The organism is Streptomyces sp. NPDC031340, assembly GCF_055569945.1.
The window spans coordinates 34,274-57,460 of sequence record NZ_JBVIIE010000037.1 but is presented as its reverse complement, the minus strand read 5'-3'; the positions used below and the strand labels follow the sequence as shown (position 1 = coordinate 57,460).

At 71.0% G+C, this 23,187-nt stretch carries 18 protein-coding genes and 1 pseudogene; 11 read left to right on the top strand and 8 right to left on the bottom strand.

The features are described from left to right. Nucleotides 1–37: 37 nt before the first annotated feature. Nucleotides 38–919 (bottom strand): non-homologous end-joining DNA ligase, encoded by an 882-nt coding sequence (ligD, locus tag ACZ5GT_RS26690; RefSeq protein ID WP_469031301.1) that lies wholly within the window; start codon nt 917–919, stop codon nt 38–40. A 61-nt stretch (nt 920–980) separates the two neighbouring features. On the opposite strand from ligD, the gene ku reads away from it, so the two are divergent. Further along, nucleotides 981–2,057 (top strand): non-homologous end joining protein Ku, encoded by a 1,077-nt coding sequence (ku, locus tag ACZ5GT_RS26685; protein WP_469031299.1) that lies wholly within the window; start codon nt 981–983, stop codon nt 2,055–2,057. A gap of 43 nt (nt 2,058–2,100) precedes the next feature. On the opposite strand, the gene ACZ5GT_RS26680 is transcribed toward ku, so the two are convergent. The 4 genes from ACZ5GT_RS26680 to ACZ5GT_RS26665 form a co-directional block, all read right to left on the bottom strand. Further along, nucleotides 2,101–2,781 carry a DedA family protein gene (locus ACZ5GT_RS26680; protein WP_469031295.1) on the bottom strand — a complete coding sequence of 227 codons (681 nt, stop codon included), beginning with the start codon at nt 2,779–2,781 and terminating at the stop codon, nt 2,101–2,103. Between the two features lie 135 nt (nt 2,782–2,916). Beyond that, complete coding sequence (locus tag ACZ5GT_RS26675; protein WP_469031293.1) at nt 2,917–3,336, bottom strand: DUF1003 domain-containing protein; 420 nt, start codon at nt 3,334–3,336, stop codon at nt 2,917–2,919. A 117-nt stretch (nt 3,337–3,453) separates the two neighbouring features. Next, nucleotides 3,454–4,464, bottom strand: coding sequence for an alcohol dehydrogenase AdhP (adhP, locus tag ACZ5GT_RS26670; protein WP_469031291.1), 1,011 nt, complete (start codon nt 4,462–4,464; stop codon nt 3,454–3,456). Between the two features lie 145 nt (nt 4,465–4,609). Continuing rightward, nucleotides 4,610–4,888 carry a hypothetical protein gene (locus tag ACZ5GT_RS26665; protein ID WP_469031392.1) on the bottom strand — a complete coding sequence of 93 codons (279 nt, stop codon included), beginning with the start codon at nt 4,886–4,888 and terminating at the stop codon, nt 4,610–4,612. Here ACZ5GT_RS26665 and ACZ5GT_RS26660 point away from each other — a divergent pair. Next, a pseudogene (locus ACZ5GT_RS26660) lies at nt 4,827–4,955 on the top strand (hypothetical protein); the annotation flags it as partial. The gene ACZ5GT_RS26665 and the pseudogene ACZ5GT_RS26660 overlap by 62 nt on opposite strands. Nucleotides 4,956–5,410: 455 nt before the next feature. On the opposite strand, the gene ACZ5GT_RS26655 reads toward ACZ5GT_RS26660, so the two are convergent. Beyond that, nucleotides 5,411–5,746 (bottom strand): IS3 family transposase, encoded by a 336-nt coding sequence (locus tag ACZ5GT_RS26655; RefSeq protein WP_469031289.1) that lies wholly within the window; start codon nt 5,744–5,746, stop codon nt 5,411–5,413. Beyond that, nucleotides 5,743–6,099, bottom strand: coding sequence for a transposase (locus ACZ5GT_RS26650; protein WP_469031285.1), 357 nt, complete (start codon nt 6,097–6,099; stop codon nt 5,743–5,745). Before ACZ5GT_RS26650 ends, ACZ5GT_RS26655 begins: the two co-directional genes overlap by 4 nt. Before the next feature lie 326 nt (nt 6,100–6,425). Between ACZ5GT_RS26650 and ACZ5GT_RS26645 the strand changes: the two genes are divergently transcribed. The 5 genes from ACZ5GT_RS26645 to ACZ5GT_RS26625 all read left to right on the top strand — a co-directional run bounded on the left by ACZ5GT_RS26645 (nt 6,426) and on the right by ACZ5GT_RS26625 (nt 13,715). Continuing rightward, a complete protein-coding gene (locus ACZ5GT_RS26645; RefSeq protein ID WP_469031281.1) occupies nt 6,426–8,588 on the top strand; it encodes an ATP-dependent nuclease in 2,163 nt (720 codons plus the stop codon). Next, on the top strand, nt 8,585–10,399 hold the full coding sequence (locus ACZ5GT_RS26640; RefSeq protein WP_469031277.1) for a UvrD-helicase domain-containing protein: 1,815 nt from the start codon (nt 8,585–8,587) through the stop codon (nt 10,397–10,399). Before ACZ5GT_RS26645 ends, ACZ5GT_RS26640 begins: the two co-directional genes overlap by 4 nt. Nucleotides 10,400–10,484: 85 nt before the next feature. Beyond that, entirely contained in the window at nt 10,485–11,654 is a 1,170-nt protein-coding gene (locus ACZ5GT_RS26635) for a GmrSD restriction endonuclease domain-containing protein (protein WP_469031275.1), read from the top strand. Continuing rightward, nucleotides 11,651–12,760 (top strand): DUF3696 domain-containing protein, encoded by a 1,110-nt coding sequence (locus ACZ5GT_RS26630; protein ID WP_469031273.1) that lies wholly within the window; start codon nt 11,651–11,653, stop codon nt 12,758–12,760. The genes ACZ5GT_RS26635 and ACZ5GT_RS26630 overlap by 4 nt, the downstream gene beginning before the upstream one ends. After that, on the top strand, nt 12,738–13,715 hold the full coding sequence (locus ACZ5GT_RS26625; RefSeq protein WP_469031271.1) for a hypothetical protein: 978 nt from the start codon (nt 12,738–12,740) through the stop codon (nt 13,713–13,715). The genes ACZ5GT_RS26630 and ACZ5GT_RS26625 overlap by 23 nt, the downstream gene beginning before the upstream one ends. A gap of 944 nt (nt 13,716–14,659) precedes the next feature. Here ACZ5GT_RS26625 and ACZ5GT_RS26620 read toward each other — a convergent pair. Further along, a complete protein-coding gene (locus ACZ5GT_RS26620) occupies nt 14,660–16,009 on the bottom strand; it encodes a COG1470 family protein (RefSeq protein WP_469031269.1) in 1,350 nt (449 codons plus the stop codon). A gap of 233 nt (nt 16,010–16,242) precedes the next feature. On the opposite strand from ACZ5GT_RS26620, the gene ACZ5GT_RS26615 reads away from it, so the two are divergent. From ACZ5GT_RS26615 to ACZ5GT_RS26600, 4 genes are all read left to right on the top strand, one after another. After that, a complete protein-coding gene (locus tag ACZ5GT_RS26615) occupies nt 16,243–16,935 on the top strand; it encodes a helix-turn-helix transcriptional regulator (protein WP_469031267.1) in 693 nt (230 codons plus the stop codon). Nucleotides 16,936–17,093: 158 nt separating this feature from the next. Further along, nucleotides 17,094–20,255 (top strand): hypothetical protein, encoded by a 3,162-nt coding sequence (locus tag ACZ5GT_RS26610; RefSeq protein WP_469031264.1) that lies wholly within the window; start codon nt 17,094–17,096, stop codon nt 20,253–20,255. Beyond that, the gene (locus ACZ5GT_RS26605; RefSeq protein ID WP_469031260.1) at nt 20,252–20,956 is read left to right on the top strand and encodes a Pvc16 family protein; all 705 of its coding nucleotides are present in this window, start codon (nt 20,252–20,254) and stop codon (nt 20,954–20,956) included. The genes ACZ5GT_RS26610 and ACZ5GT_RS26605 overlap by 4 nt, the downstream gene beginning before the upstream one ends. Next, nucleotides 20,953–23,127, top strand: coding sequence for an AAA family ATPase (locus tag ACZ5GT_RS26600; protein ID WP_469031256.1), 2,175 nt, complete (start codon nt 20,953–20,955; stop codon nt 23,125–23,127). The genes ACZ5GT_RS26605 and ACZ5GT_RS26600 overlap by 4 nt, the downstream gene beginning before the upstream one ends. Nucleotides 23,128–23,187: the final 60 nt, after the last annotated feature.

The window sequence follows — 23,187 nt, the reverse complement described above, 5'->3', positions numbered from 1 at the left end:
GGTGTCTTCGCCGTCCGGGCCGTCCGGGCCTGGGGCCTCAGGGCAGGCTGCCCGCGCGCTCCGGTTCGAGGAGCGGGGCGAGCAGGTCGCCGTAGTCCTGTACGCGCGGCGCGATGTCGGGCGCCAGGAAGGTCAGCTGCGCGGGCGCGCCGCAGTCCTCGACCTCGCGCCAGGTCACGGGTGCGGACACGGTCGGCTCGGGCCGGGCCCGCAGCGTGTAGGCGGCCGCGGTGGTCTTGCGGGCGGCGTTCTGGCTCCAGTCGACGAACACCTTGCCCGGCCGCAGGCTCCGCGTCATCCGGTGCACCACGAGCCGGGGCATGGCCCGCTCGGCCTCGACGGCGAGCCGTTTGGCGTAGTCGCTCACCTGCTCCGAAGGGGCCGGCGCGACCGCCGCGAGCAGATGCAGCCCCTTCGACCCGGAGGTCTTGGCGCAGGCCTCGATCCCGTCCGCCGCCAGCCGCTCCCGCAGCCACAGCGCGACCTCGCAGCACTGGACGATGTCGGCGGGCGCCCCGGGATCGAGGTCGAAGACGATCCGGTCGGCCACCCCCGGCGTGCCGACGGGCCACTGGTGGGTGTGGAACTCGGTGACGAGGTTCGCGGCCCACATCAGGCTCGCCAGATCCTGCACCAGCACCATCCGCACCGGCCCCTCCGACCGCGGCACCTCGGCCGTCGTGACCCAGCCGGGGGTACCGGGCGGCACGTTCTTGGCGAAGAAGACCTGCCCGCCCGGCCCGTCGGGATACCTCAGGAAGGAGACCGGCCGATCACGCAGATGGGGGAGCAGAACGTCGGCGGTGGTGGCGTAGTAGTGCAACATCTCGCCCTTGGTGAACCCGGTCGCGGGATACAGCACCTTCTCCAGGTTGCTGAGCGCGACCCGTCTCCCCTCCACCTCGGTGATAGGCGTCATACGATGAGAATCTCATGCAAATAGTGGCCAATGGTGCATAACGACCGAAAGGGTGCTGCACGTGAGATCCATCTGGAACGGCGCCATCTCCTTCGGTTTGGTCAGCATCCCGATCAAGCTGGTGAACGCCACCGAGAACCACTCGATCTCCTTCCGCCAGATCCACACGGAGGACGGCGGCCGCATCCGCTACCGCAAGGTCTGCGAACTGGAGGACCGCGAGGTCACCCAGTCGGAGATCGGCAAGGCCTACGAGGACGCGGACGGCTCGGTCGTCCCGATCACCGACGAGGACCTGGCCCAGCTGCCGATCCCCACGGCGAAGACGATCGAGATCGTGGCCTTCGTCCCCGGGGACCGCATCGACCCGCTCCAGATGGACGCGGCGTACTACCTGGCGGCGGGCGGCGCCCAGGCCGCGAAGCCGTACACCCTCCTGCGTGAGGCGCTCAAGCGCAGCAACAAGGTCGCCGTCGCCAAGTTCGCGCTCCGCGGCAAGGAGCGCCTGGGCATGCTCCGGGTGGTGGGGGACGCGATCGCCATGCACGGACTGCTGTGGCCGGACGAGGTCCGCGCCCCCGAGGGCGTCGCCCCCGACACGAAGGTCACGGTGAACGACAGGGAACTCGACCTCGCGGACACCCTGATGGACACCCTCGGCGAGATCGACCTGGAGGACCTGCACGACGAGTACCGGGAGGCGGTGGAGGAGGTCGTCGCTGCGAAGGCGGCCGGCGAGGCTCCACCGGAGGCCCCGCAGCCGGCGGCGGGCGGCAAGGTCCTGGACCTGATGGCGGCGCTGGAGAAGAGCGTCAAGGCGGCGAAGGAGTCGCGGGGCGAGGCGGCCGAGAAGACCGGTACGGAGGCCGGGGCCGAGGAGGAGACGGAGGTCACGCGCCTGTCCGCCCGCGAGCCGGCCCGCGCGACCCCGAAGGAGACCGGCGGCAAGAAGTCGACGTCCGCGGCGAAGAAGACGGCGGCGGCCAAGGAGACCCCGGCGAAGTCGGCGCGGGGGACGAAGAAGGCGGCGCCGACCAGGACGACCACCGCCAAGAAGACGGCCGCCGGGTCCTCGGCCAAGGGAGCAGCCAAGAAGACGCCGGCGAAGAAGGCCACGCCCCGCAAACGGTCCGCCTGACCGGCGGAGAGAGAGGGGGCCGGAACCGGAAGCCTCCGGGCGGTCAGGCCGTCCCGTCCACGGGCCCGTGGCGATCGTCCGCACGCGCCTGCCCCTGCCCCTCCCCGTCCCGGTCGCCGCTGCGGTCCCGGCGTCGGCGGCGGACCCGCCAGACGACGAGAGCCACCACGACGGCCACCGCCGCCAGCAGCGCGAAGGTGCCTCCGACCAGGTGCTCCGCGTGCTCGTACGCGGCGCCCGCGCCGTAGCCGAGGAGGGCGTTGCCGACGCTCCAGACCACCCCGCCGAGGGCGTTGTAGAGCAGGAAACGGCGGTACGGCAGCCCGGCGACACCGGCCGTGGCCGGCACCAGGGCCCGCAGGAGGGCGACGAACCGGCCGATGAACACGGCGGCCGGACCGCGCCGCCGCACCAGTTCGCGCGCGTTGTCCACGTGCCGGGCGCGCCGCCGCAGCGGCCGGCTGTGCAGCACGGGCGGCCCGAGGCGCCGCCCGACCTCGTACCCCACGCTGTCCCCGGCGATCGCCGCGAACACCACCACGGCCATCAGCAGGCGCAGGTCGACGACGCCCCGCCCGGCCAGCACACCGCCGACGATCACCGCGGTCTCGCCCGGCAGCACGAACCCGAAGAACAGCGCGTCCTCGGCGAACACGAGTGCCGAGACCACGATGTAGACTAGGGGCCCCGGCAGCCCGGTGAGCCAGTCGACGACGGAACGCATCTCCGCCCCTTCCCGGCGGCGGCCCCGAGAACGGCCCCCGCCGTGAAGGCGAGTACCCCCGTACGCCCATACATCCGCGCACCCGTGACCGCAACCGCAGCCAGTGGGGGCGGGAGTGGTCACCGGCGCCGTCGGTCAACGCACGACGGGGTCCTCGTCCTGCTGCTCCTCCAGGAGGCGGCGGTGGAGTTCCCGCGTCATGGCGTGGATGGCGCGGGTCAGCTCGGTGTTGGTCTTCAGCTCCAGCTCCTGCTCGACGAAGTCGTGGTCGGCCTTCATCTGCTGGAACGCGGCCTGCCGGTTCTGCCCGATCATGACGAACGTGGACAGGAAGATGGCCTCCAGCGACACCACCAGGGTCAGCGAGGGCCAGGGGCTTCCTTCGAGGAACAGCATCCACACGGCGAACCCGACCGCGTGCACGTAGACGAACGGCATCGAGCCGGCGAACCGGGTGATGGCGTCGGCGATGCGCAGCTGCACGTCCTCCGCCCGCTTCAGGCGGTGCGCCACCACCGCCGGGTGATGCCGGTCCGCGCGGCGCGGCTCGCCCATGTCAGCACCTTTCACACAGCGGGGCGGACGCCCCGGCGATCCCCGCCGGCCCGGCACACGCGAGCGGCGCCGGCCGGCAAGCTCCGGCGCCGCTCGCGTGGACGCGGGCAAGGCGGGTCACATCTCGAAGACGATACGCGCCTTCACCCGGCCGTCCAGGACGTCGGCTATGGACTCGTTGACCGACTCCAGGGACCGGGTCTCGTAGATGACCTTCGTCCGCCCGGCGGCGTGCAGCTGGAACACCTCGTCGAGGTCCTGACGGGTGCCGACGATGGAACCGATCACGGAGGTGCCGTTGAGCACGGTGTCGAAGATCGGGACCTGGATGGTGCCGCCGGCGGGCAGGGCGACCATGACCAGCTTGCCCCCGCGCCGCAGTCCGCCGTAGACGGAGGCGAACGCGGCCTCGTTCACGGCGAGCGCGACGGCGGCGTGCGCACCGCCGTGCTGCTTCAGCACCTCGGCGGGGTCCTCCTTGCGGGCGTCGATCAGGATGTCCGCGCCGAGTTCCCGGGCGAGTTCGAGCTTGTCGTCGGTGACGTCGATCGCGGCGACCGTCGCCCCGGCGATCTTCGCGTACTGCACGGCCAGGTGACCGAGTCCGCCGACGCCGGAGATCGCCACCAGCTGCGTCGGCCGCACGCCCGCGACCTTCAGCGCCTTGTACGTGGTCACGCCGGCGCAGGTCAGCGGGGCCGCGTCACGCGGGTCGATGCCGTCCGGCACGACGGAGGCGAAGTCGGCGGGGGCCAGCATCTTCTCGGCGTACCCGCCGTCGCAGCCGTAGCCGGTGTTGACCTGCTGCTCGCACAGCGTCTCCCAGCCGGACAGGCAGTGCTCGCACCGCCCGCAGGCCCAGCCGAGCCACGGCACGGCCACGCGCTGCCCGACGGCCAGATGCGTCACGCCCTCACCGAGCGCCTCGACGATGCCGACGCCCTCGTGACCGGGGACGAACGGCGGGTTCGGCTTGACCGGCCAGTCCCCGTGCGCGGCGTGGATGTCGGTGTGGCACAGCCCGGAGGCCTCGAGACGAATGCGGACCTGGCCGGGACCGGGCTGCGGGTCCGGCCGCTCCTCGATCACCAACGGCTCGCCGAAAGACCGGACCACTGCTGCCTTCATCACAAGCTCCTCAGGGCTGTTCACTTCTGTTCGCTTCGCTGCGTGTCCAGCCTCCGATGCCACGAAACAGCACGGCAGGTGCTGTATGTCCTCCCGCAGGGGGCCGCTCGGCCCCATGGGTCCCGACGCCGCCCTGCCCGCGGTGTCAGGAGGTGAGGACCGTGACGACCCGATAGGTCATGTCCTCGGCCGTGGTCAGCGGCGTAGGGGTGGTGGCCAGGACGAAACGCAGCCGCAGATCGCGGGTGGAGAACACGCGCGTGCGGCAGCCGTACGTCTCGCCCGTCTTCCCCCAGAACGTCACGCCGTTCACGGTGGCGGTCTGCAACCCCATGCCGTACCGGGCCGGGCTGCCGTCCAGCATGCGCACGGACGCGGGCGGCAGCCGCGCGGTGCCGTTGCAGGCGCCGTACGTCACGAGCAAGTGGGCCCTGCGTGGCTTCTACGACGTGCTGCGGATGGAGCTCATGGCGGACAAGGCGCCGGTGGCGGTGACCACCATCCTCCCCGCGTCCATCGACACCCCGCTGTTCGCGCACGCCCGTTCCAAGCTCGACGCGCTGCCCAAGCCGCCCCCGCCCGTCTACGCCCCGGAGGCGGTGGCGCGGGCCATCGTGAAAGCCGCCACGCACCCGACCCGGGAGGTGCCGGTCGGCGGGTCGGCCGTGCAGTTCGTGCTGGCCCAGCGTTTCGCTCCGGCACTGACCGACCGGCTGATGGCCGTGCGCCGCATCGGCTTCGCCAGTCAGGTCACCGACCAGCCGGACACCGGCTCGGACAACCTCGACCGGCCGCTGCCCGGCCCCGGCGCCCCACGGCGGACTCGACGGGCACGCCCTGCCACGCAGCCGCTACACCGAATGGCTCGGCCACCACCCCGCCCTGCAGCGCACCGCCCTCGCCGCCGGCCTCACCGCCACCGCGGCCGTGCCCGTCGCCGCCTACGTCACCGGACGCGTCCGGCGGCCCTCCTGGCAGACCCGGGCGGCACGGCAGACCGCGACACTCGCGCTGCGCGGCGGGCGATCCGCTTCTCGTTGACCCGCAGGCCCTTCGCGCGGAGCGCGGCGGTCACCCGTGGGGAGCCGTAGGCGCCGCCGGACTCGCCGTGGACCTCGCGGATCCGCTCGGCCAGGAGCCGGTCCTCGCTCTGCCGGGACACCCTCGCCTTCCTGCCGGAGAGCCACTTGTAGTAGCTGGACCGGTTCAGGTCCAAGACCTCGCACAGCCGCTTCACGCCGTAGGCGTCCCGGTGGTCGGCGACGAACTGGAAGCGACTCACCAGTTGGTCTCCCCGGCGAAATACTTGGCCGCCTTGCGGAGTATGTCCCGCTCGGTCGCCAGCTTCCGCTCACTCGCCTCCAGCTCGGCCACCCGGGCCTCCAGCTGCCGGATCCGCTCGTCCGGATCGGCGGACGATGTCGTCTGCCCGGACCTGACCGACGGCATCCCGCCCGCAGACGGGGTGGCGGCGGCGACGCCGCGGCGTTCGCGGTCCCGCAGCACCCACTCACGCAGGGTGGCCCGGTTGATGCCCAGGTCGGCGGCGATGCTCTTGTACGTCGCCCCGGGCGTGGACTCGTACAGGGCCACGGCATCGGCCCTGAACTCGTCCGAGTAGTCCTTCATCGCCATCGGCGGTCTTCTCGCTTCCTCCGGATCAAGCAGATCCAGTATCAGCGTGTCCACCACTCAGGGGGAGGCCACCCCTCACCTGATCCGTCGGCCCGTGAGGTGGTGGCCGCATTGATTCGTGCCGCATACCGAACATTTGAGAGTGATTTCTGATCGATAGATGACTGAAAGTGAATTAAATGTGGCTGTTGTGCATTTAGAGGCTTATGGTGACAAGATGCTGCCCCGGATCCTGGGGGCGAGGCATCGCATGGGGGTTTGAGTTCTCTTTGCCGCGCGTCCCCTCAAGGCGACCGGGGTGTGTACGAGCGCAGCAAGGAGTTGCGATGACCCAGACCACTGCACCGCCTGTCATCCCAGGCCCGCGCGACGGCTCCGCCGAGCCGCCTGAGCCCGTGGCTCCGGTGCCGCCCCGGCTCACCAAGGCGGTCATCCGCAACTTCCGGCTGCTCCGCAGAACCGAGCTCTCCTTCACCGACGAGGTGACACTGTGCGTCGGCCGTAACAACACGGGAAAGACTTCGCTGGCGAAGCTGTTCGAATTCTTCGTGGCGAGGAAGAAGACCGCGCTGCGCATCGAGGACTTCTCCGCCGACTGCTACGAGGAGTTCCTCGCCGCCCATCGCCTCTTCGCCTCGGGCGAGGCGGAGCAGGCGCGCGACACGGTTCCGGCAGTCACCCTCACCCTCCACGTCGCCTACGACAAGAACTGCGGCCACTACGGACCCCTGGCCCCCTTCGTGGTGGACCTCGACCCCGACTGCTCCGAGGTGGTGATCAGGTTCGCCTACGCGTTGGGGGACGGTGCCCTGAAAGAGTTCTTCGGGAGTGTGCCCGTGGAGCCGGATGCCACCGCCACGCTTGAGAAGCTGGGCAGAGGCATCCCGAAGCACTTCGAGATGTCGGTGACGGCGGTCGACCCGACCGATGAGGCGAACGTCCGACCGGTCGACCTCGCCGACGTGCGCACCCTGGTGAGGGTGGACTTCATCGAGGCGCAGCGAGGGCTGGACGATGAGGGCGAAGGGCATGCCGCGCCGATCGGAGCGGTCTTCGAGCAACTGCTGGCTGCGGCGGAGAAGAGTCAGAACGCGACGTGGCTGGAGGAGCTCGCCGCGAGCATCGACATGACGCTCGTAGAGAGCTCCAGCAGTCTCGACAACAGCCTCCAGAAGGTCCGCGAACGGGTGGCGCCGACGTTGAATGCCTTCGGTTATCCGGGCCTGGGCAACCAAGAGTTCGTCACGGCCGCCCGGCTGGACTCCAAAAGGCTGCTCAGGAACTTTGCGCGCATTCACTACCCGGGAGTGGCGGGCGTGCGGTTTCCGGAGTCGTACAACGGCCTCGGTACACGGAACCTGGTCATGATCCTGCTCAGGCTCTTCACCTGCTACCGCGACCACACGGCGACATCTCCGGAGTCGGGGATCCATCTCGTCTTTCTGGAGGAACCGGAGGCCCATCTGCATCCGCAGATGCAGGAGGCGTTCATCCAGCGACTCACCTACTCCGTCAGTCTGTTCCCTCGCATCGACGCGCAGATGAGGGCGAGCATGCCCGAGCAGGCGGGAGCGGCCGAGGAGAGCGGTTCCGCAGGTGACAGCGGCCCCCGGTGGAACGCCCAGTTCGTGGTGACCACCCACTCGGCACACGTGGCCAACAGGGGGCACTTCTCCGGCATCCGGTACTTCCGGAAGGAGGAGGACGCCGTGGAGAGCGGAAGCGAGCCTGGGCCGGCCCGCACTGTCATCAAGGACCTGTCCCAGGTGACAGGCGACGAGAGGTTCCTCCGCAAGTACCTGACCCTCACCCGGGCCGACCTCTACTTCGCGGACAAGGCGATCCTCGTCGAAGGCGCCAGCGAGCGTGTCTTCGTCCCGGCAGCGGAGGAGAAGCTGGCGGCGAGGAGGCCCGGAGAGACGCCCCGGCACCAGTACGTGACCGTGATGGAGGTCGGCGGGGCGCATGCCCACAAGTTCTATCCGCTGCTGAAGGTCCTCGGGATCCCGGCTCTGATCATCACGGACCTCGATCCCGTCGACAAGAGCGGGCCCAAAATGGCCAAGTGTCTCGTGTCCGGGGCCGGGCATACGCACAACCAGTCCATCAAGGTGTGGTTCTCGGAGACAGAGGACATCACGGTGGCCGAGCTGCTGCAGCGGGCCGAGACGGGCCCGCCGATCGCCGGCGGAAGCATGTGCCTCGCCTACCAGGTGCCGGAGGAGCCCGGCGGTCCGTGCGGCCGCACCTTCGAAGACGCCTTCGCGCTGGCCAATCGGGCCCTGTTCGGCATCTCCGCGAGTGACGCTCCCGCCCAGGTTCTGGAAGAACAGGCCCGTAGCAGCGTGGAGGGCAGGCGCAGCAAGGTCGACTTCGCCCTCGACCACGTCCTCGGGGACCACGACTGGGAGGTCCCGAAGTACATCAGGCGCGGCCTCGAGTGGCTCATGGCACAGGACGGGACGGCGACGAAGGCGGACGACGAGTGACGACCGAGGCGGAAGACGTCACGCACACGATCCTGACGGCCCTCCGGGAAGGCCGTCACTTCAAGGTGGAGGCCGGCGCCGGTGCGGGCAAGACCAGCTCACTGATCGAGGCGCTCCAGAGCATCCTGGCCGACCGCGCCCGCTACCTCCCGCGGTCCCACCAGCGCGTCGCCTGCGTCACCTACACCAATGTGGCCCGCGACGAGATCATCAGCCGTACCGACCGCAGCCCGTACGTGTTCGCCGAAACCATCCACGGCTTCCTGTGGCAGTTACTCTCCCCTTTCCGCAAGCACCTGCTGCGCCACATCGTCGAGCTGGACATTATGCCGTCGAAGCTGGAGGGCCGTACGTCGCTGGACGGCTACACCGTCGAGTACAGCACCGGCTTCCAGAAAGTGGACCACGACACCTGTCAGGTACGGCTGGGGCACAACGACCTGCCCGTCCTCGCGAGGTCGTTCTTCGCCCTTCCCAAGTTCCGGGCCCTGGCCGCCGACAGGTTCCCGATCGTCTTCGTGGACGAGTACCAGGACACCCCCGCTGGCCTGGCGGAGGCCATGTTGGGAGCGCCGGGCGATGAGGCCACCGCACGCGGTCCCCTCTGCGGCTTCTTCGGAGACCACTGGCAGCAGATCTACGAGAACGCATGCGGGGCACTCGAGGACGCGCGCCCGGTGCCGGTCTTCAGACGGCGCAACCGCCGCTCGCAGCGCGCCGTCGTGAACCTCCTGAACACGATGCGTCCCGAACTGACGCAGACCGCGGCCTCAGGAGCGGGCGAGGGCACCGTCGCCGTCTATCACACTAACGAATGGGCCGGGACAAGACTCACCCACCACCGGAAGGGCCAGCTCGGCTGGGACGCGGCCCACGCGGCCCGGAGATGGGTACTGGACGACGTCCGCGACCGCTTCTGGAGCACCGGGGCATCCGGGCACGATGACCAGGCGCGGGCGGAGGAGCCCAGCACGAAGATCCTCATGCTCACGCACGAGACGATCGCCGGCGAGCTGGGGTATCAGAAGCTCCACGGGGCATTTCGGCGCAATGATTCCTACGTGAAGAAGGAGGACCACGCCATGGCCTTCTTCATGGACGCGCTGGAACCGGCCTTGTTCCACCACCGGAACAAGCGCTACGGCGCGATGTTCGACGCACTCGACCCGCGTGGCCGCCCACCCATCAACTCGCCCGCTGACAAGCAGGAATGGGTGGCGTTCCTGGAGAAGCTGGGGAAGGCCCGCGAGACGGGCACGGTTGGCGACGTCCTCGATCTCTGTCTTGAGCAGCACCTCTTCGACGGCCTGGGGAAGGTACGCGAGCGTCACCGGAGGGCCGTGTCACCGTCCGGCACCGACCCGCAGGCTGTGAGTGACGACAGGGCCGAGGCCCGGGCGGCGGTCCTGTCGAAGGAATACCAGCAGCTGCGCGAGGTACCGTACGCGGAGTTGCTGGCGCTGAACGAACACCTCGGTGGCGGCACGCCCTTCGCCACGCAGCACGGAGTCAAGGGACTGGAGTTCCCCCGGGTCCTCACCGTGATCAGCAAGGGCCACTCCCGCTTCCAGATCCCCGAGATGCTGGCCAACTTCTCCCGGCGCGACGAACTGGTGGGCAAGGAACTGGAGGCGTTCGTCAGAGCGCGCAACCTGTTCTACGTGGCGTGTTCACGAGCCAGAGAGCACCTGGCCATCCTCTTCACCACGAAACTTGAGCCTGCCGCACTGAACACCCTTCGGGAATGGGTCGGCGAGTCGCGGATCACGTCCCTGCGGTTCGACGGGGACACGGTGTTGGGTGGCGAGTGAGAGGACAAGGCAGCCCGGACGGATCCACGGTTTCGCCCGGCCAAGAGAGGCTTCCGGTTGCCGGTCGCCCGGCTACGATCGCCGCATGACGACCTCGGACTTCCCAGAGCCGCCGAAGATCACGGAGGAGCACTTCCTCGACACGGGTACCGGAGTCGAGGCGGAGACCGAGGCGGAGGACGCGCCACCGGAGATCGACCGGCCATGGGATCCGGAGCAGATCCGGGTCAACACCAAGCAGTTCTCGCTGCGCAACGCCCTGGACATGATCGAGGACGGGTCACTGGAGCTCGCCCCGGACTTCCAGCGCGGACGGGTGTGGAAACCGAAGCAGAAGTCCCGGCTCATCGAGTCCGTGCTCCTGCAGATCCCGCTTCCCGCCTTCTATTTCGCCGAGGACACCGACGGGCTCATGCGCGTGGTCGACGGCCTCCAGCGCCTTTCGACCATCCACGACTTCGTCCGCGGGGGAGACGAGCGCGGATTCGAACTGAAGGGCCTGGAGTACCTCCAGAGCGCGGTGGAGGGCAAGCGTTTCGAGGATCTCCCCGCCCCTTGGAAGCGGCGCATCTACAACACCCAGATCGTCACCAACGTCATCGACCCGACGACTCCGTCCGATGTCATGTACGACATCTTCAAGCGGATCAATACAGGGGGTACGCCCCTGAACGCGCAGGAGATCCGGCACTGCATGAGCAAGGACCGCAGCCGGACCGTCCTGCGGGAGATGACCGACACGGCGGAGTTCAACGCGGCGACCAACGACATGGGCGGCCACATCCGGATGAACGACCGGGAGATGGCCCTGCGTTTCGCCGCCTTCTGGCTGATGGGCACGGACGGCTACGCGAAGTACGCCGCCATGGACCCGTTCCTCCAGCGAACCACCACCATGCTGGACAGCGTGAAGGACGTGACCGACGCCAGGGTCGGAGACCTCGTGGCGGCCTTCCGGAAGGCCATGGTGAACGCCCGTCTGGTCTTCGGTGACCAGGCGTTCCGCAAGTGGCCGCTCGAGTCGTCCGGCCGGAACCCGATCAACCGGGCACTCTTCGAGACCTGGTCGATCACCCTCGCCAAGCACGACGCCACGGACCTTGAACGGCGCCGCGAGGAGATCGTCGCCCTGGCACGCGAGCGGATGACGTACGACTACCGATACCTGGAAGCCATCACCTCCTCCACGGGTGACGTCCGCCGGGTGATGTACCGGTTCGACGCCACCGCCGACATCGCGGAGGCAGGGAAGTGATCACTTCCCTGCGCGTCCGGCACTTCAAACGCTTCGCCGACGCGTCCTTCGCCCTGCGCCCCCTCACCGTGCTCACCGGACTCAACGGCACGGGGAAGAGCACCACCATCCAGAGCCTGCTGCTGACCCGTCAGCTCGCGGACGCGCCGGCCGGCCGCGTGGTACAGCTGAACGGTCCCTACGGACTCGCCCTGGGTGAAGCGCACGAGGTGCTGCATCCGGACGCCCCCGACTCCACCATCGAGATCCAGATCGGCGACGGCACCCGGGCGCCGAGTGTGCACCGCTTCACGGTCCCCGACGAACAGGCGCTCTACCTGAGGGTGGTCGATGACAGCGAGCCGCCACCGGCCGAACTGTGCGGTCGGGGAAGCGCGTTCACCTACCTGTGTGCCGAGCGTCTTGGTCCGCGCGACCAACTGGGTGTCTCCGCCGAGCATCCCGACCTCATCGGAGTCGGCGTGCAGGGGCAGTACACCGCGCAGTTACTCGCCCTGCACGAGACCCGGGTGGTGCGTGAGCCGCTGCTCCATCCGGCGACCCGGAGCACGCACAACGTCACGACACTGCGCACACAGGTGGAGACCTGGGCCTCCGACATCATCCGCCCCATCAAGATCACCGCACAGTGGCCGCCCGGCATCACGGCGAGCACCATCCGCTTCCAGGAACCGGGACTGCTGAGCGAGCCGATCCGTCCGGCCAACATGGGCTTCGGATTCTCCTACGCCCTGCCGGTGATCGTCGCCGGTCTCCTCACCCGTCCCGGGGACCTGCTGATCGTCGAGAACCCGGAGGCGCACCTCCACCCCGGTGGTCAGTCCAAGCTGGGCCGCTTCCTGGCGCGGGTCGCCGGGGCCGGAGCCCAGGTGATCGTGGAGACGCACAGCGACCACGTGCTCAACGGGGCCCGGCTGGCCGTGGCGGAGGAGCGGAGCCTGCCGCCCGGGGACGCGGTCGTGCACTACTTCGGCGAGGAGGAAGCCGGTTCCGCACCCATCGAGTTCACCACGAACGGCGAACTGACCGAGTGGCCGCGGGGCTTCTTCGACCAGATCGAACAGGACCTGGGGAGGCTGGCACGTGCCAGGCGCAGGGGGCGGTGAGCCGTACCGGATCGTCGTGGACGAGTCGTCATTCGATTTCCGGGGGCTGACGGAGGAGCGGTTGACGGACCTGCTGGACGACTTCAGCGACACGCTGGAGGAGTTATCCGAACAGCAGACGGTCGCCGTCTCACCGATGTGGATGGCGGTGGAGTGCGCGGACAGCCGTGAGCTCTACGACGTCCTGTACGAGGGGGAGGCGCCGCGTGCCGGACGGGACGCGCGGCTGAGGATGATCCGTCACATGGACCGCTGCCCCACCTGGGACACGGACGTTCCCGGCCTGCCCGACCGCGTCGAAGTGGCGGGCGTCGACCGGGACCTCGCCTGGTCCCTCTGCTACGCCTGGTGGCGGACGCGGCAGCGGCACCACGTCGCATGCCTGGTCTTCCCCGCCGGAGGCCGCCGCGGCTGGCTCCCGGTCTCCGGCGTCGACGGGGCGACGGGTGAGCCGGCGACCGAGGAGGTCTTCCACCTCGTCGAGGCGCCCGCGCTGTCCGAGTTCCGGCGATCCCTCTTCGCACGGGAGAACATCACGGAGCGGGACTTCTTCGGCCTCGCCCGCCAGAGCTTCCCGCAACTGGTCTTCGCCGACTCCCTCTCCTTCCGGAAGTTCGACGGCAGCTACGCGGAGATGCGCGACTGGGTCGTACGGCTCCTGGGCGTGGTGCACGACCACTTCGCCGACGCCCTGGCCCTGCACTCGGGCCAGCCGCACCAGGTGCAGGCGGAACTGGGCCGATTCGGCCTGGACCTGTCCCCGGAGAGTCCCAACACCCGTTCCAAGCCCGCGATCATGAAGCAGCGGGACGTCGATCACGAAGGCGAGACCTACCGCTGCGAGTGGCACGGCAAGAAGGAACGGCACCGCAACCGAGTCCACTTCAGCCTGCCCGAGCCTCGCCTCGGCGGTCGCATACTCATCGGCATCTTCGTGGACCACCTGGACACCTGAGCACGAGCGCGGGCAGTGCTTCAGCGCGATTCCACCGTGCACGTACCGCGCCGCCCGTGCCTCGTACGGCCTCGCTCGTCACCGCGTCGCGCCTGGACGTCGGCCTCTCCGAGCCGCTGCCCGGCCACCTCACTGCCGCGTGAGGTCGGAGATCACCGCGATGGTCCACGCACGTATCGCTGTGAGCACGTCGAGCGGGGGCTTCTTCTCCCGGGCGATGTTCAAACGGACCCGAGGCACACGATGCTCCTGTTCGAGAACTGCGGAGAGGTCGAGTGGAGTCGAGGCGGAGACCGCGGCGGGAGAGGCGCTGATCGGCCGGTTTCGGACGTTGCCGCGGCCGGTCGTGATCGTTGAGGGAATCGGGCCGCTTCGACGGCGACACGTAATCCACGAGGAGAGCGGAACTTCCATGAACGAAGTGCACGTACGCATCGGCATTCATCGAGACTCGTATCACACCGACACCAGTTGCCCAGCGCTGAACGGCAAACCGGAGACGTTCGGGGGAATCGAGCAGATGTCCCGAGAGGACGCGGAAGCGCGGGGGCTTACGCATTGCCGGCGGTGCAAGGCGTAGCAGCCGCGGAGGGGCGGAGGGTGTCACCGCTCGGGACGGGGCTGCGTCGGCGCCGACCACGCCAGGGCCGTGGCTCGCCGTTGCCACGGGCTCTCGATCAGTCCGCGTGACACCCACACCCCGGCGATGCGGCCGTCGTCGGCGGTCGCTGCGAGGGCTCGGGGCGGTGACGTGTCGTACGGTCGGCGGAGTGGGGGCGTGGTGCCGGAGCGCGTGATTGCCGGTGGAGGGACGGGAAAGGCCGTCATCGGCCCGGGTGCCGGTTTTCAGACCTGGGTTATCGATTTCCGGACGGAACCACTTGTCGCTCTTTACAGGTGTACTCGGCACTGATCAAGAATGATCGGGAACTCTGAGGTTGGATTCACTGCTTGGTGCTGCTGAGCACACCGCTCACGTTCAGCACCTCGTGACATCCCTGTGCCCGGCGGCCGGTGGCCGGAGTGCCCGGCTTCGCGCAGGTCACTTCGATGGTCACGGTGTCGTTCGCGGGGATCTTGATGGGGGTGACCCAGTGGTAGTCCTGGTTGCGGAAGGTCTCCAGCGCGATTGTGGTGATCTTGCGGTCCCCGAAGGTGATCGTCAACACCCCTTCGTCGCCTTGGAAATTGGCGACAACGATATCGGTCACGCCGAATACGCTCTTCTCCGGGACCTTGTAGGTGCCGGTCCTGGTCTCCCCGCCGGCCGTCTTCAGATCGATGGTCGCCGAGCTCTGCTGACCGCCGCCGGCCATGGTGCCGTCGCCGGTCGAGGCCCCGTCGCCGCCGGATCCGGATCCCAGCCCCTGGCCCGACCCCTGGGCGCCGGGCGATGCGCTCGCGCCGCCGCCGGAACCGGCGCCGGGTCCCTGCCCGTTGGCGCCCTGCTCCCCGGCGGGCGTGGGGCGCGGCTGCACCGCCTCGTTGGCCGCCTCCTTCGCGGCGCTGCGCACCGCCGGACGGACCAGCGTGAACCAGGCGAGCAGCAGCGCGAGCAGCGCCGCGAGCAGGGCGAGCAGCCACTTGGGGAAGACGGGTATCTGGACGAACTCCGCGTCCAGCGGCGGCCGGTGGACCGTCTCGTCCGGCCGGTTCCCCTCCCGGTCCCCGGTCTCGGCGGTGTCCACGGTGAACGGCCACACCACCGGGGAGCCGAACCACACCGGCTTGCCGGTACGGACCCGCAGCCCGACCTCGGCCGACTCGCCGGGCTCCAGCTTCGGCTCGGCCGGGTTGAAGGCGAACGCCAGCTCCTCGCCCGCCTGGCCGGGGGTGAAGCCCACCTGGACCGGGGTGTTGCCCGCGTTGCGCACCGCCAGCCGGTAGCGGCCGCGCAGCCAGCCGCGCCGGCGGCGCGGGAGCAGCTCGGTGCGCAGCTCGTGGAACTCCTCCACGTGCACGGTGGTCTCGGGGACCCGTACCGCCTCGGGGTGCTCGGTCGGCAGGACCCGTACCGCGAGGGGCATCTCGCCGGCCCGGATCTCCGGCGAGCGCGGCGGCTCCAGCCGGATCGTCACCGTCTCGGAAGTGCCGGGGTAGAGGGAGACCCGCGCGGGTTCCACGGTGGTCCAGGAGGCGCAGTCCCCGACGACCTCCAGGCTGTAGGCCTCGACGATGTCGCTGTCGTTGCGGACAGTCAGACTGGTCGTGGCGGTGCCGCCCGGGACCACCGTCACGACCGGGATGTCGAGTCCGGGCGCACCGGGACCGGAAGAGGCTGCAGAAGGCGTCACGCCACCACCGTAGGAACACCGGCGGGTGTACGCCGAGGGGCGCGGGGGCAACATCCGGGCAGTCGTGGTGCCTGCGCAGTCACCGTCAACGCATCGTAAATACCGACCTGTTGAAGTCACTCCAGGGGCTCCCGTGCGCCGCCTTCCGGTGTTCTCCGGCCCCAGCGACCCTGTCCCACGAACTCCGGACAGGTAACCCCCCCGAACCTTGCACAGAGGAGAACAGCCCCGCCATGTCCGCCCCCACGTCATATGAATCCGCAACCACCGGCTTAGGGCACTGGGCCTCTCGCACCGGCCGGCCGGAGCGGGTGACCGTGGCCCTCTACGCCGCCGATCCGGTCCTGCGCGTCGGCGTCCTCCAGCAGTTGCGCCAGCGCCCCGAGGTCGACCTGCTCGCGGAAGACACCGCCGAGGAGGCCCAGGTATCGCTGGTGGTCGTGGACAGCGTCGACGACGACGTCGCCGAACTGCTGAACCGGCTGCGGCTCAACTCCGCCACCCGCGTCGGCCTCGTGGTGAGCACCCTCGGCTCCGACGCACTGCAACGCGTCATCGAGTGCGGCGTCGCGGCGGTGCTGCGACGCGGCGAGGCCGACCAGGACCGGCTGGCCCACCTGGTGCTGGCGACCGCCAACGGCGAGGGAGTACTCCCCGGTGACCTGCTGGGCAAGCTGCTCAGCCACGTCGGCGCCCTGCAGCGCTCACCGCTCGATCCGCGCGGCCTGTCCCTGTCCACGCTGACCACACGGGAGGCGGACATGCTGCGCCTGGTGTCGGAGGGCATGGACACCGCGGAGATAGCCCGCAAGACCGCCTACTCCGAACGGACCGTCAAGAACGTCCTGCACGAGATCATCACCCGCCTCCAACTCCGCAACCGGGCACACGCGGTGGGCTACGCGCTGCGGAACGGACTCATCTGAGACGTCCGGGACGAGAGCCGGGTGCGCCGGCGCTGCCCGAAAACACACCGCCCGTTTCCCCCGGGCACGGCTCCGCCGCCCTGCCGCGTCGGTGCGCGGCCGTCGCAGGGTGGCGGGGGCACAGCCACGTGCCGCAGCAGACCGCGAGGGGGATCTCGATGGGAACCGGTGGCCCCGGCGGGCGGTACCGCCCGGGCAGACTCGGCATGGCGTTGCTGCTGCTCGTCCCGCTGCTGGCGGTGGCGGGGGCATCCGGGCAGGGCAGCGCCGAGTCCGCACCGCGGGCCGCGGCGGCAGGCACCCCGGATGCCCGGATCGCCTACGCCGGCACCCGGCACCGCAGCCTCGGCCGGGTGACCGGCAGCACCACCAGCACCCCGCTGTTCGGCGCGGGCCCGGCCCACCAGGACGTCCAGCCGTCCGCCCTCGGCGACCAGCTGGTCTTCGCGAGCCTCCGCGACGAACGGACCCCGCAGATCTACCTGCGGTCCGCCGACGGTTCCGTACGGCGTCTGACCAGCGGCATGGACGCCGCGCACCCCCGCCTGACCCCGGACGGCGGGTCCGTGGTCTTCGACGCGGCCGAGCCGGACGGTACGGGCGGCGGGACCCAGCGCGACCTGTGGCTGGTGCGCACCGACGGCACCGGCCTGACGCGGCTCACCGACACCCCCGCGAACGAGGAGTGCCCGACGGTCTCCCCGGACGGGCGGCGGCTGGCGTACGCGAGCGACACCGATGTCCTGGCCGGGGAGCAGATCTACGTACGGCCGCTGGCCGGCGGCGCCGTCACCCGGGTCACCGACCCCGCCAACGGCACCGCCACCGACCCGGTGTGGAACCCGGTGGACGACGCCGCGCACCAGGACCTGATCGCGTACACCGGCGCCGCGCCCGGACAGTCCGGCCCCCGGCTGAGGGTGACCGACGGAACCACCGACGGGCCGCTGCTGGCGGGCGAGCAGGCGGACTGGCGTACCCACGGGGCAGCCTGGCTGCCCGACGGGGACGGTGTGCTGTTCCTCAGCCCCGACCGCACCTGTTCCTGCGAGGGCGACTGGGAACACGTGTTCCGGGTGCCCGCGCATTCCGCCGACACCCCTGCGGTAGTGCTCAGCGAGGACCGGGAGGTCTCCTCCGTCACCTGGCTCGGCCCGCTCGACGGCGGCGGTGTGGTGGTCGAGCGCGTCTCGGCGTCCGGCCCGCACGTGGTGACGCTGCAGGACGCCCGCTCGGACGGCTCCGACCCGCGCGATCTGGGGCTGACGATCCTCGAGGAGGACCCGGCGGCCGACACGCACACCGATCCCGCCCAGGACCCGCTGTTCCAGCCCGCGTCCGGATACGACCCGTGGACCGAGCGGCAGAGCTACACACCCGACGGCCGCCGGATCGTGGTGACCCGCTTCGAGGACGGCCCGGAAGGCCGCATCGAGCGGATCTGGACGGCGGACGCCGACGGCTCCGGCGCGGCGCCGCTGCCGCTCGCCGGACGCGGAGCGACGGACTGGGACACCGACCCGGCGTTCTCCCCGGACGGCAAGTACCTCGCCTTCACCCGGACCTCACCGGGCGGCGTCGGCGGGCCCAGCCGCATCCTCGTCGCGGACGCGGCCACCGGCGCGATCACCGGGGAGATCACCCCGCCGGCCGGGGAGCAGACGGGCCGCGACGCCCAGCCCACCTGGTCCTCCGACGGCAGGACACTCGCCTTCACCCGCAGCGAGGTGATCAACGGCACCGGCGGCAACAAACACATCTGGACCGTGCCGGTGGCCCACCTCGACCAGCAGCGCGACCTGAGCGCCACCATCTGCCCGGGCGCCTGCGAGGTCATCGACGACAGCCCGGCGTTCTCGCCGGACGGGACCGCCATCGCCTTCAACCGCAAGAGCGGCGGCGGCCGGATCGACGAACGCGACGGCATCCTCCTGACCTCCCTCACCGGCGACGACTGCCGGGTGCTGACCCCCGCCGCCGCCCGCGGCCTGCCCGGCGCCTGCGGCCGGCCGCTGCCGGACACCTCGGCGACCGGCCCGTTCCAGCCGCGTGACGCCGCCTGGACGGCCGACGGCAACAGCCTGGTGATCAGCTCGCGGGCCGCCGTCGCCGTCAACAGCCCCGAGAAACTGAGCCTGTTGGACGTCGAATCCGGCGACCTCACACCGCTCACCGGCAACCTGCCGGGCCGGCAGAAGGAGCCCAGCGTCCAGCAGTCCGTGGACCTCGCCGTGCACGCGCCCGGCACCACCCCCCAGGTCACGGTCGGCACGTCCGTCACGGTCGGCGTGGACCTGGTGAACAACGGCCCCGCCGCCTCCCCGGGCACCACCCTGACCATCGTCCCGCCGGCCGGCGTGCAGGTCACCGGGGCGACCTGGCCCGGCGGCACCTGCGACGCCGCCGACTACCAGTGCGACGTCGGCGTGGTGCGGCCCGGCGGCACCGTCACGGTGAACGTCACTCTCACCGGCCTCACCGCCGGCGACCAGCCCGTGGACTGGTCGGTCACCGGCACCGTCCTGGACCCCGAGCCCGGCGACAACGCCGGCCGGACCGTGATCCCGGTGCGCGAGGCCACACCCCCGCCGACCCCGACCCCGACGATCCCGATCCCGGTCCCGACCCCGACGGTTCCGCCCCCGACCGTGCCCGCCGAGCCGCCCGCGCCCGCCGCCGGACCCGGGGTGAAGGTCACCGCGCAGCCCAATCCGGGCTACGTCGGCGGACGCGTCGTGGTCACCTACACGGTCCGCAACGGCCGCAACGCGCTGGCGACCGGGCTGCGGCTGCACATCGGCCTGCCCGCGGGCATCCCCGACAACGGCCCGCCGGAGGGCTGCGACCGGTCCTGGGTGTGCGCGCTGCCGGACCTCAAGCCGGGCGCGAGCACCGTCGTCCGGGTCGTCCTGAGCCCCGACAGGGCGCTCACCGGCCGCGTCACCGGCCTGCTCACCACCACCGGCACGGACGCCGACAACAGCGACAACACCGCCAAGCAGCGGCTGCGCATCCTCCAGCCGCGCATCGTCGCGGTGCCGGAGGTCGGCAAGCCCGGCTTCGTCACCTCCGTGCGCGGCAAGGACTTCCCGCCGGGAGCGCCGGTACGGTTCACCTGGAAGCCGGGCATCACCGCCGCGGCGGCGCCGACGGTCCCCCGTCCCGACGGCACGTTCATCGGCCAGCTGCTCATCCTCGCCAAGGACCAGACCGGTCCGCGCGTCATCACCGCCAAGGGCCCCGGCTTCTCGCCCGTGAAGACCGACTTCCTGGTGGTCAGCGGCAGCATCCAGCCGCCCGACGAGGTGACCCGCCGGTGATCCACGAGGTCGACGAGGGACTGCGCCGGCTGCTCGACGAGTCCGGGCTGGAGGCGTCGGGCGTCGAGGTGGTCTTCGACGCCCCCACCCGGGACTGGGCGGCCCGCCGCAGCGCCCCCACCGTCTGCGTCTTCCTCTACGACATCCGGGAGGACGCCACCCGGCGCGGCAGCGGCACCGGAGAGGTGTACGACGAGGACGGCCACCTGGTGGCACGGCGCTCCCCGCCGCGCTGGTTCGAGCTGGCGTACCTGGTCACCGCGTGGGCCAACCGCCCGCAGGACGAACACCGCCTGCTCTCGCAGGTGCTGGCGACCCTGGTGGCCACCGGCACCCTGCCCGCCCGCCTGCTCACCGGCACCCTCGCCGAACTCGGCCTGACGGTGGCACTCGACACCGCCGGGGCCGGCGCGGACGCGCCCTCCGCCGCCGACGTGTGGTCGGCGCTCGGCGGGGAGATGAAGGCATCCCTCCAGGTACGGGTACGGGCGCCGCTCGCCGGGGTGACCAGCGCGACCGCACCGCCGGTCACCGAAGGCCTCGTCGTACGCTCCGCCGCCCGCGGCGAGGACGGGGAGGCGGTGCCGGGCCGCCGACTGCGCTACAAGGAGGCGACCGACCCGGGCCCGGACGGCTTCGCCGGCCCGCGCGAACGCGGCCCCGCCCCCGCCCGTCGCCGCCGGGGGGACCGCCAGCCATGACGCACACCGCCGAACCCGTGGCCACTGACGTCGCATCCGAACGCACCGACGTGGAACACCTCTGGTCGCGGCTGAGGCTGGTCGAGGAACGGGTACGCCACGCCGTGGCCGTCCGTCGTGCCGCCGACCCCGATCCCGACGACCCGTACCGCGGCCAGTACCTCACCCCCGACGCGGTCGCCCGCATCCTGGACGAGCCGGGCGGCCTCGCCGTATCCGGGCACGAGCCGTGGCAGCCGCCCGCCGGTTCCGTGCTCGACGGCCTCGCCCGGCGGTTCGGCCTGTCCCCGCTGGACCTGGACCTGCTCCTGGTCGCGGTGGCGCCCGACCTCGACGCCCGCTTCGAGCGGCTCTACGGCTACCTCAACGACGACCTGACACGCCGCCGGCCCACGGTCGGGCTCGCCCTGGAACTGTGCGGGCTCGCCGGAGCGGCGCCCGCCCGGTTCCGGCTCGCCCCCGGGGCGCCGCTGATCGAGGGCGGCCTGCTGGAGCTCGCCGAGCCCGAACGGCCCCCGCTGTCAAGGGCGTTGGTGGTCCCGGACCGGGTCACCGGGCACCTGCTGGGCAGTGCCCGGCCCGACGCCCGGCTGGCGGGGGTGCTCGGCGAGGCCCGCGAGGACCCGACCGCCGAGGCGGCGGAAGTCCACCGCGCGGCGGCCGCGGCCGGCACCGGCGTCGGCCTCGTCCATCTGCGCGGCCGGGGCGGCGACGCGGCGGGTCTGGCCACCGCCGCCCTGCGCGCGGCCGGGCTGCGTCCGCTCGTCCTGGACGCGGTGGCGCTCGCCCGGCGCCCCGGCGACGTACCGGAACTCGCCCGGGTCGCCGCCCGCGAAGCCCGCCTCACCGGCGCCGGGGTCGTCCTCGGCCCCCTGGAGGCGCTGCCCGCGGAACCCGCCGAACGGGCCCGCACGCTCGGGGCGCTGTGCGCCGCCTTGCGGGGGATGCCCCTGCTCACCCACGGCACCGTCGGCTGGGCCCCGGAGTGGGCGGCCGACACACCGGTCGTCCTGAACGTGCCGGCGCCTTCCCCCGAGCGGCAGGCCGCGCGCTGGCGGTACGCCCTCGAACGGGCGGCGGGCGACGACAACTCCGGTGCTGCCGGCCTCGGTGACGGCTCCGGTGCCGGCTTCGGTGACAGCTCTGGCGACGGCTTCCGCGGCGGTCTCGCGACCGGTGACGTCGAGGCGCTCGCCGAGGCGGTCGCCGCGCACCGCCTGGACTCGGGGCAGTTGCACCGGGCCGCCGACGTGGCGGTGCGCACGGCTGCCCTCGCGGGCCGCCCGGTCCGCCCCGACGACCTGCGCACCGCCGTACGCGCCCAGAACGGCGCGGGGCTCGACCGGCTCGCCCGCCGGGTGGAGCCGGGCGTCGGCTGGGACGACCTGGTGCTGCCGCCGTCCACCCACCGTCGGCTGCGCGAACTCGCGCTCCGCGCCCGCCACCGCGAGCAGGTGCTCGGGCAGTGGGGGATGCGTCCCGGCGGCGGCCGGGGGCGCGGCGTGATCGCGCTGTTCGCCGGCGAGTCGGGCACCGGCAAGACCATGTCCGCCGAGGTCGTCGCCGCCGACCTGGGCATGGATCTGTACGTGGTGGACCTGTCCACGGTCGTCGACAAGTACATAGGGGAGACCGAGAAGAACCTGGAGCGCATCTTCACCGAGGCCTCGGCGGTCAACGCGGTGCTGCTCTTCGACGAGGCCGACGCGATCTTCGGGAAGCGCTCGGAGGTGAAGGACGCGCACGACCGGCACGCCAACATCGAGTCGGCCTACCTGCTGCAGCGCATGGAGTCGTTCGACGGCATCGCGGTGCTGACCACCAACCTGCGGGCCAACCTGGACGAGGCGTTCACCCGGCGGCTGGACGTGGTGGCCGACTTCCCGGTGCCCGACTCCGGCCGGCGCCTCGACCTGTGGGAGCGCTGCCTGGGCGACCGCCTGCCCCGGGCCGGCGACCTGGACCTCGCGTTCTGCGCCGACCGCTTCGAACTCGCCGGCGGGTCCATCCGCGCCTGCGCGGTGACCGCGGCCTACCTGGCGGCCGAGTCCGGCAGCCCGCTCACCATGCGCCAGTTGGTGACGGCGGTCGCCCAGGAGTACCGCAAGCTCGGACGGCTGGTCCTGGAGGGCGAGTTCGGCCCGTACCTGGCGGTGGCCACCGGCGCCTGATCACGGCCTCACAGGACGGGGCCTCACAGGACGAGGCCTGATCACGGCCTCACAGGACGG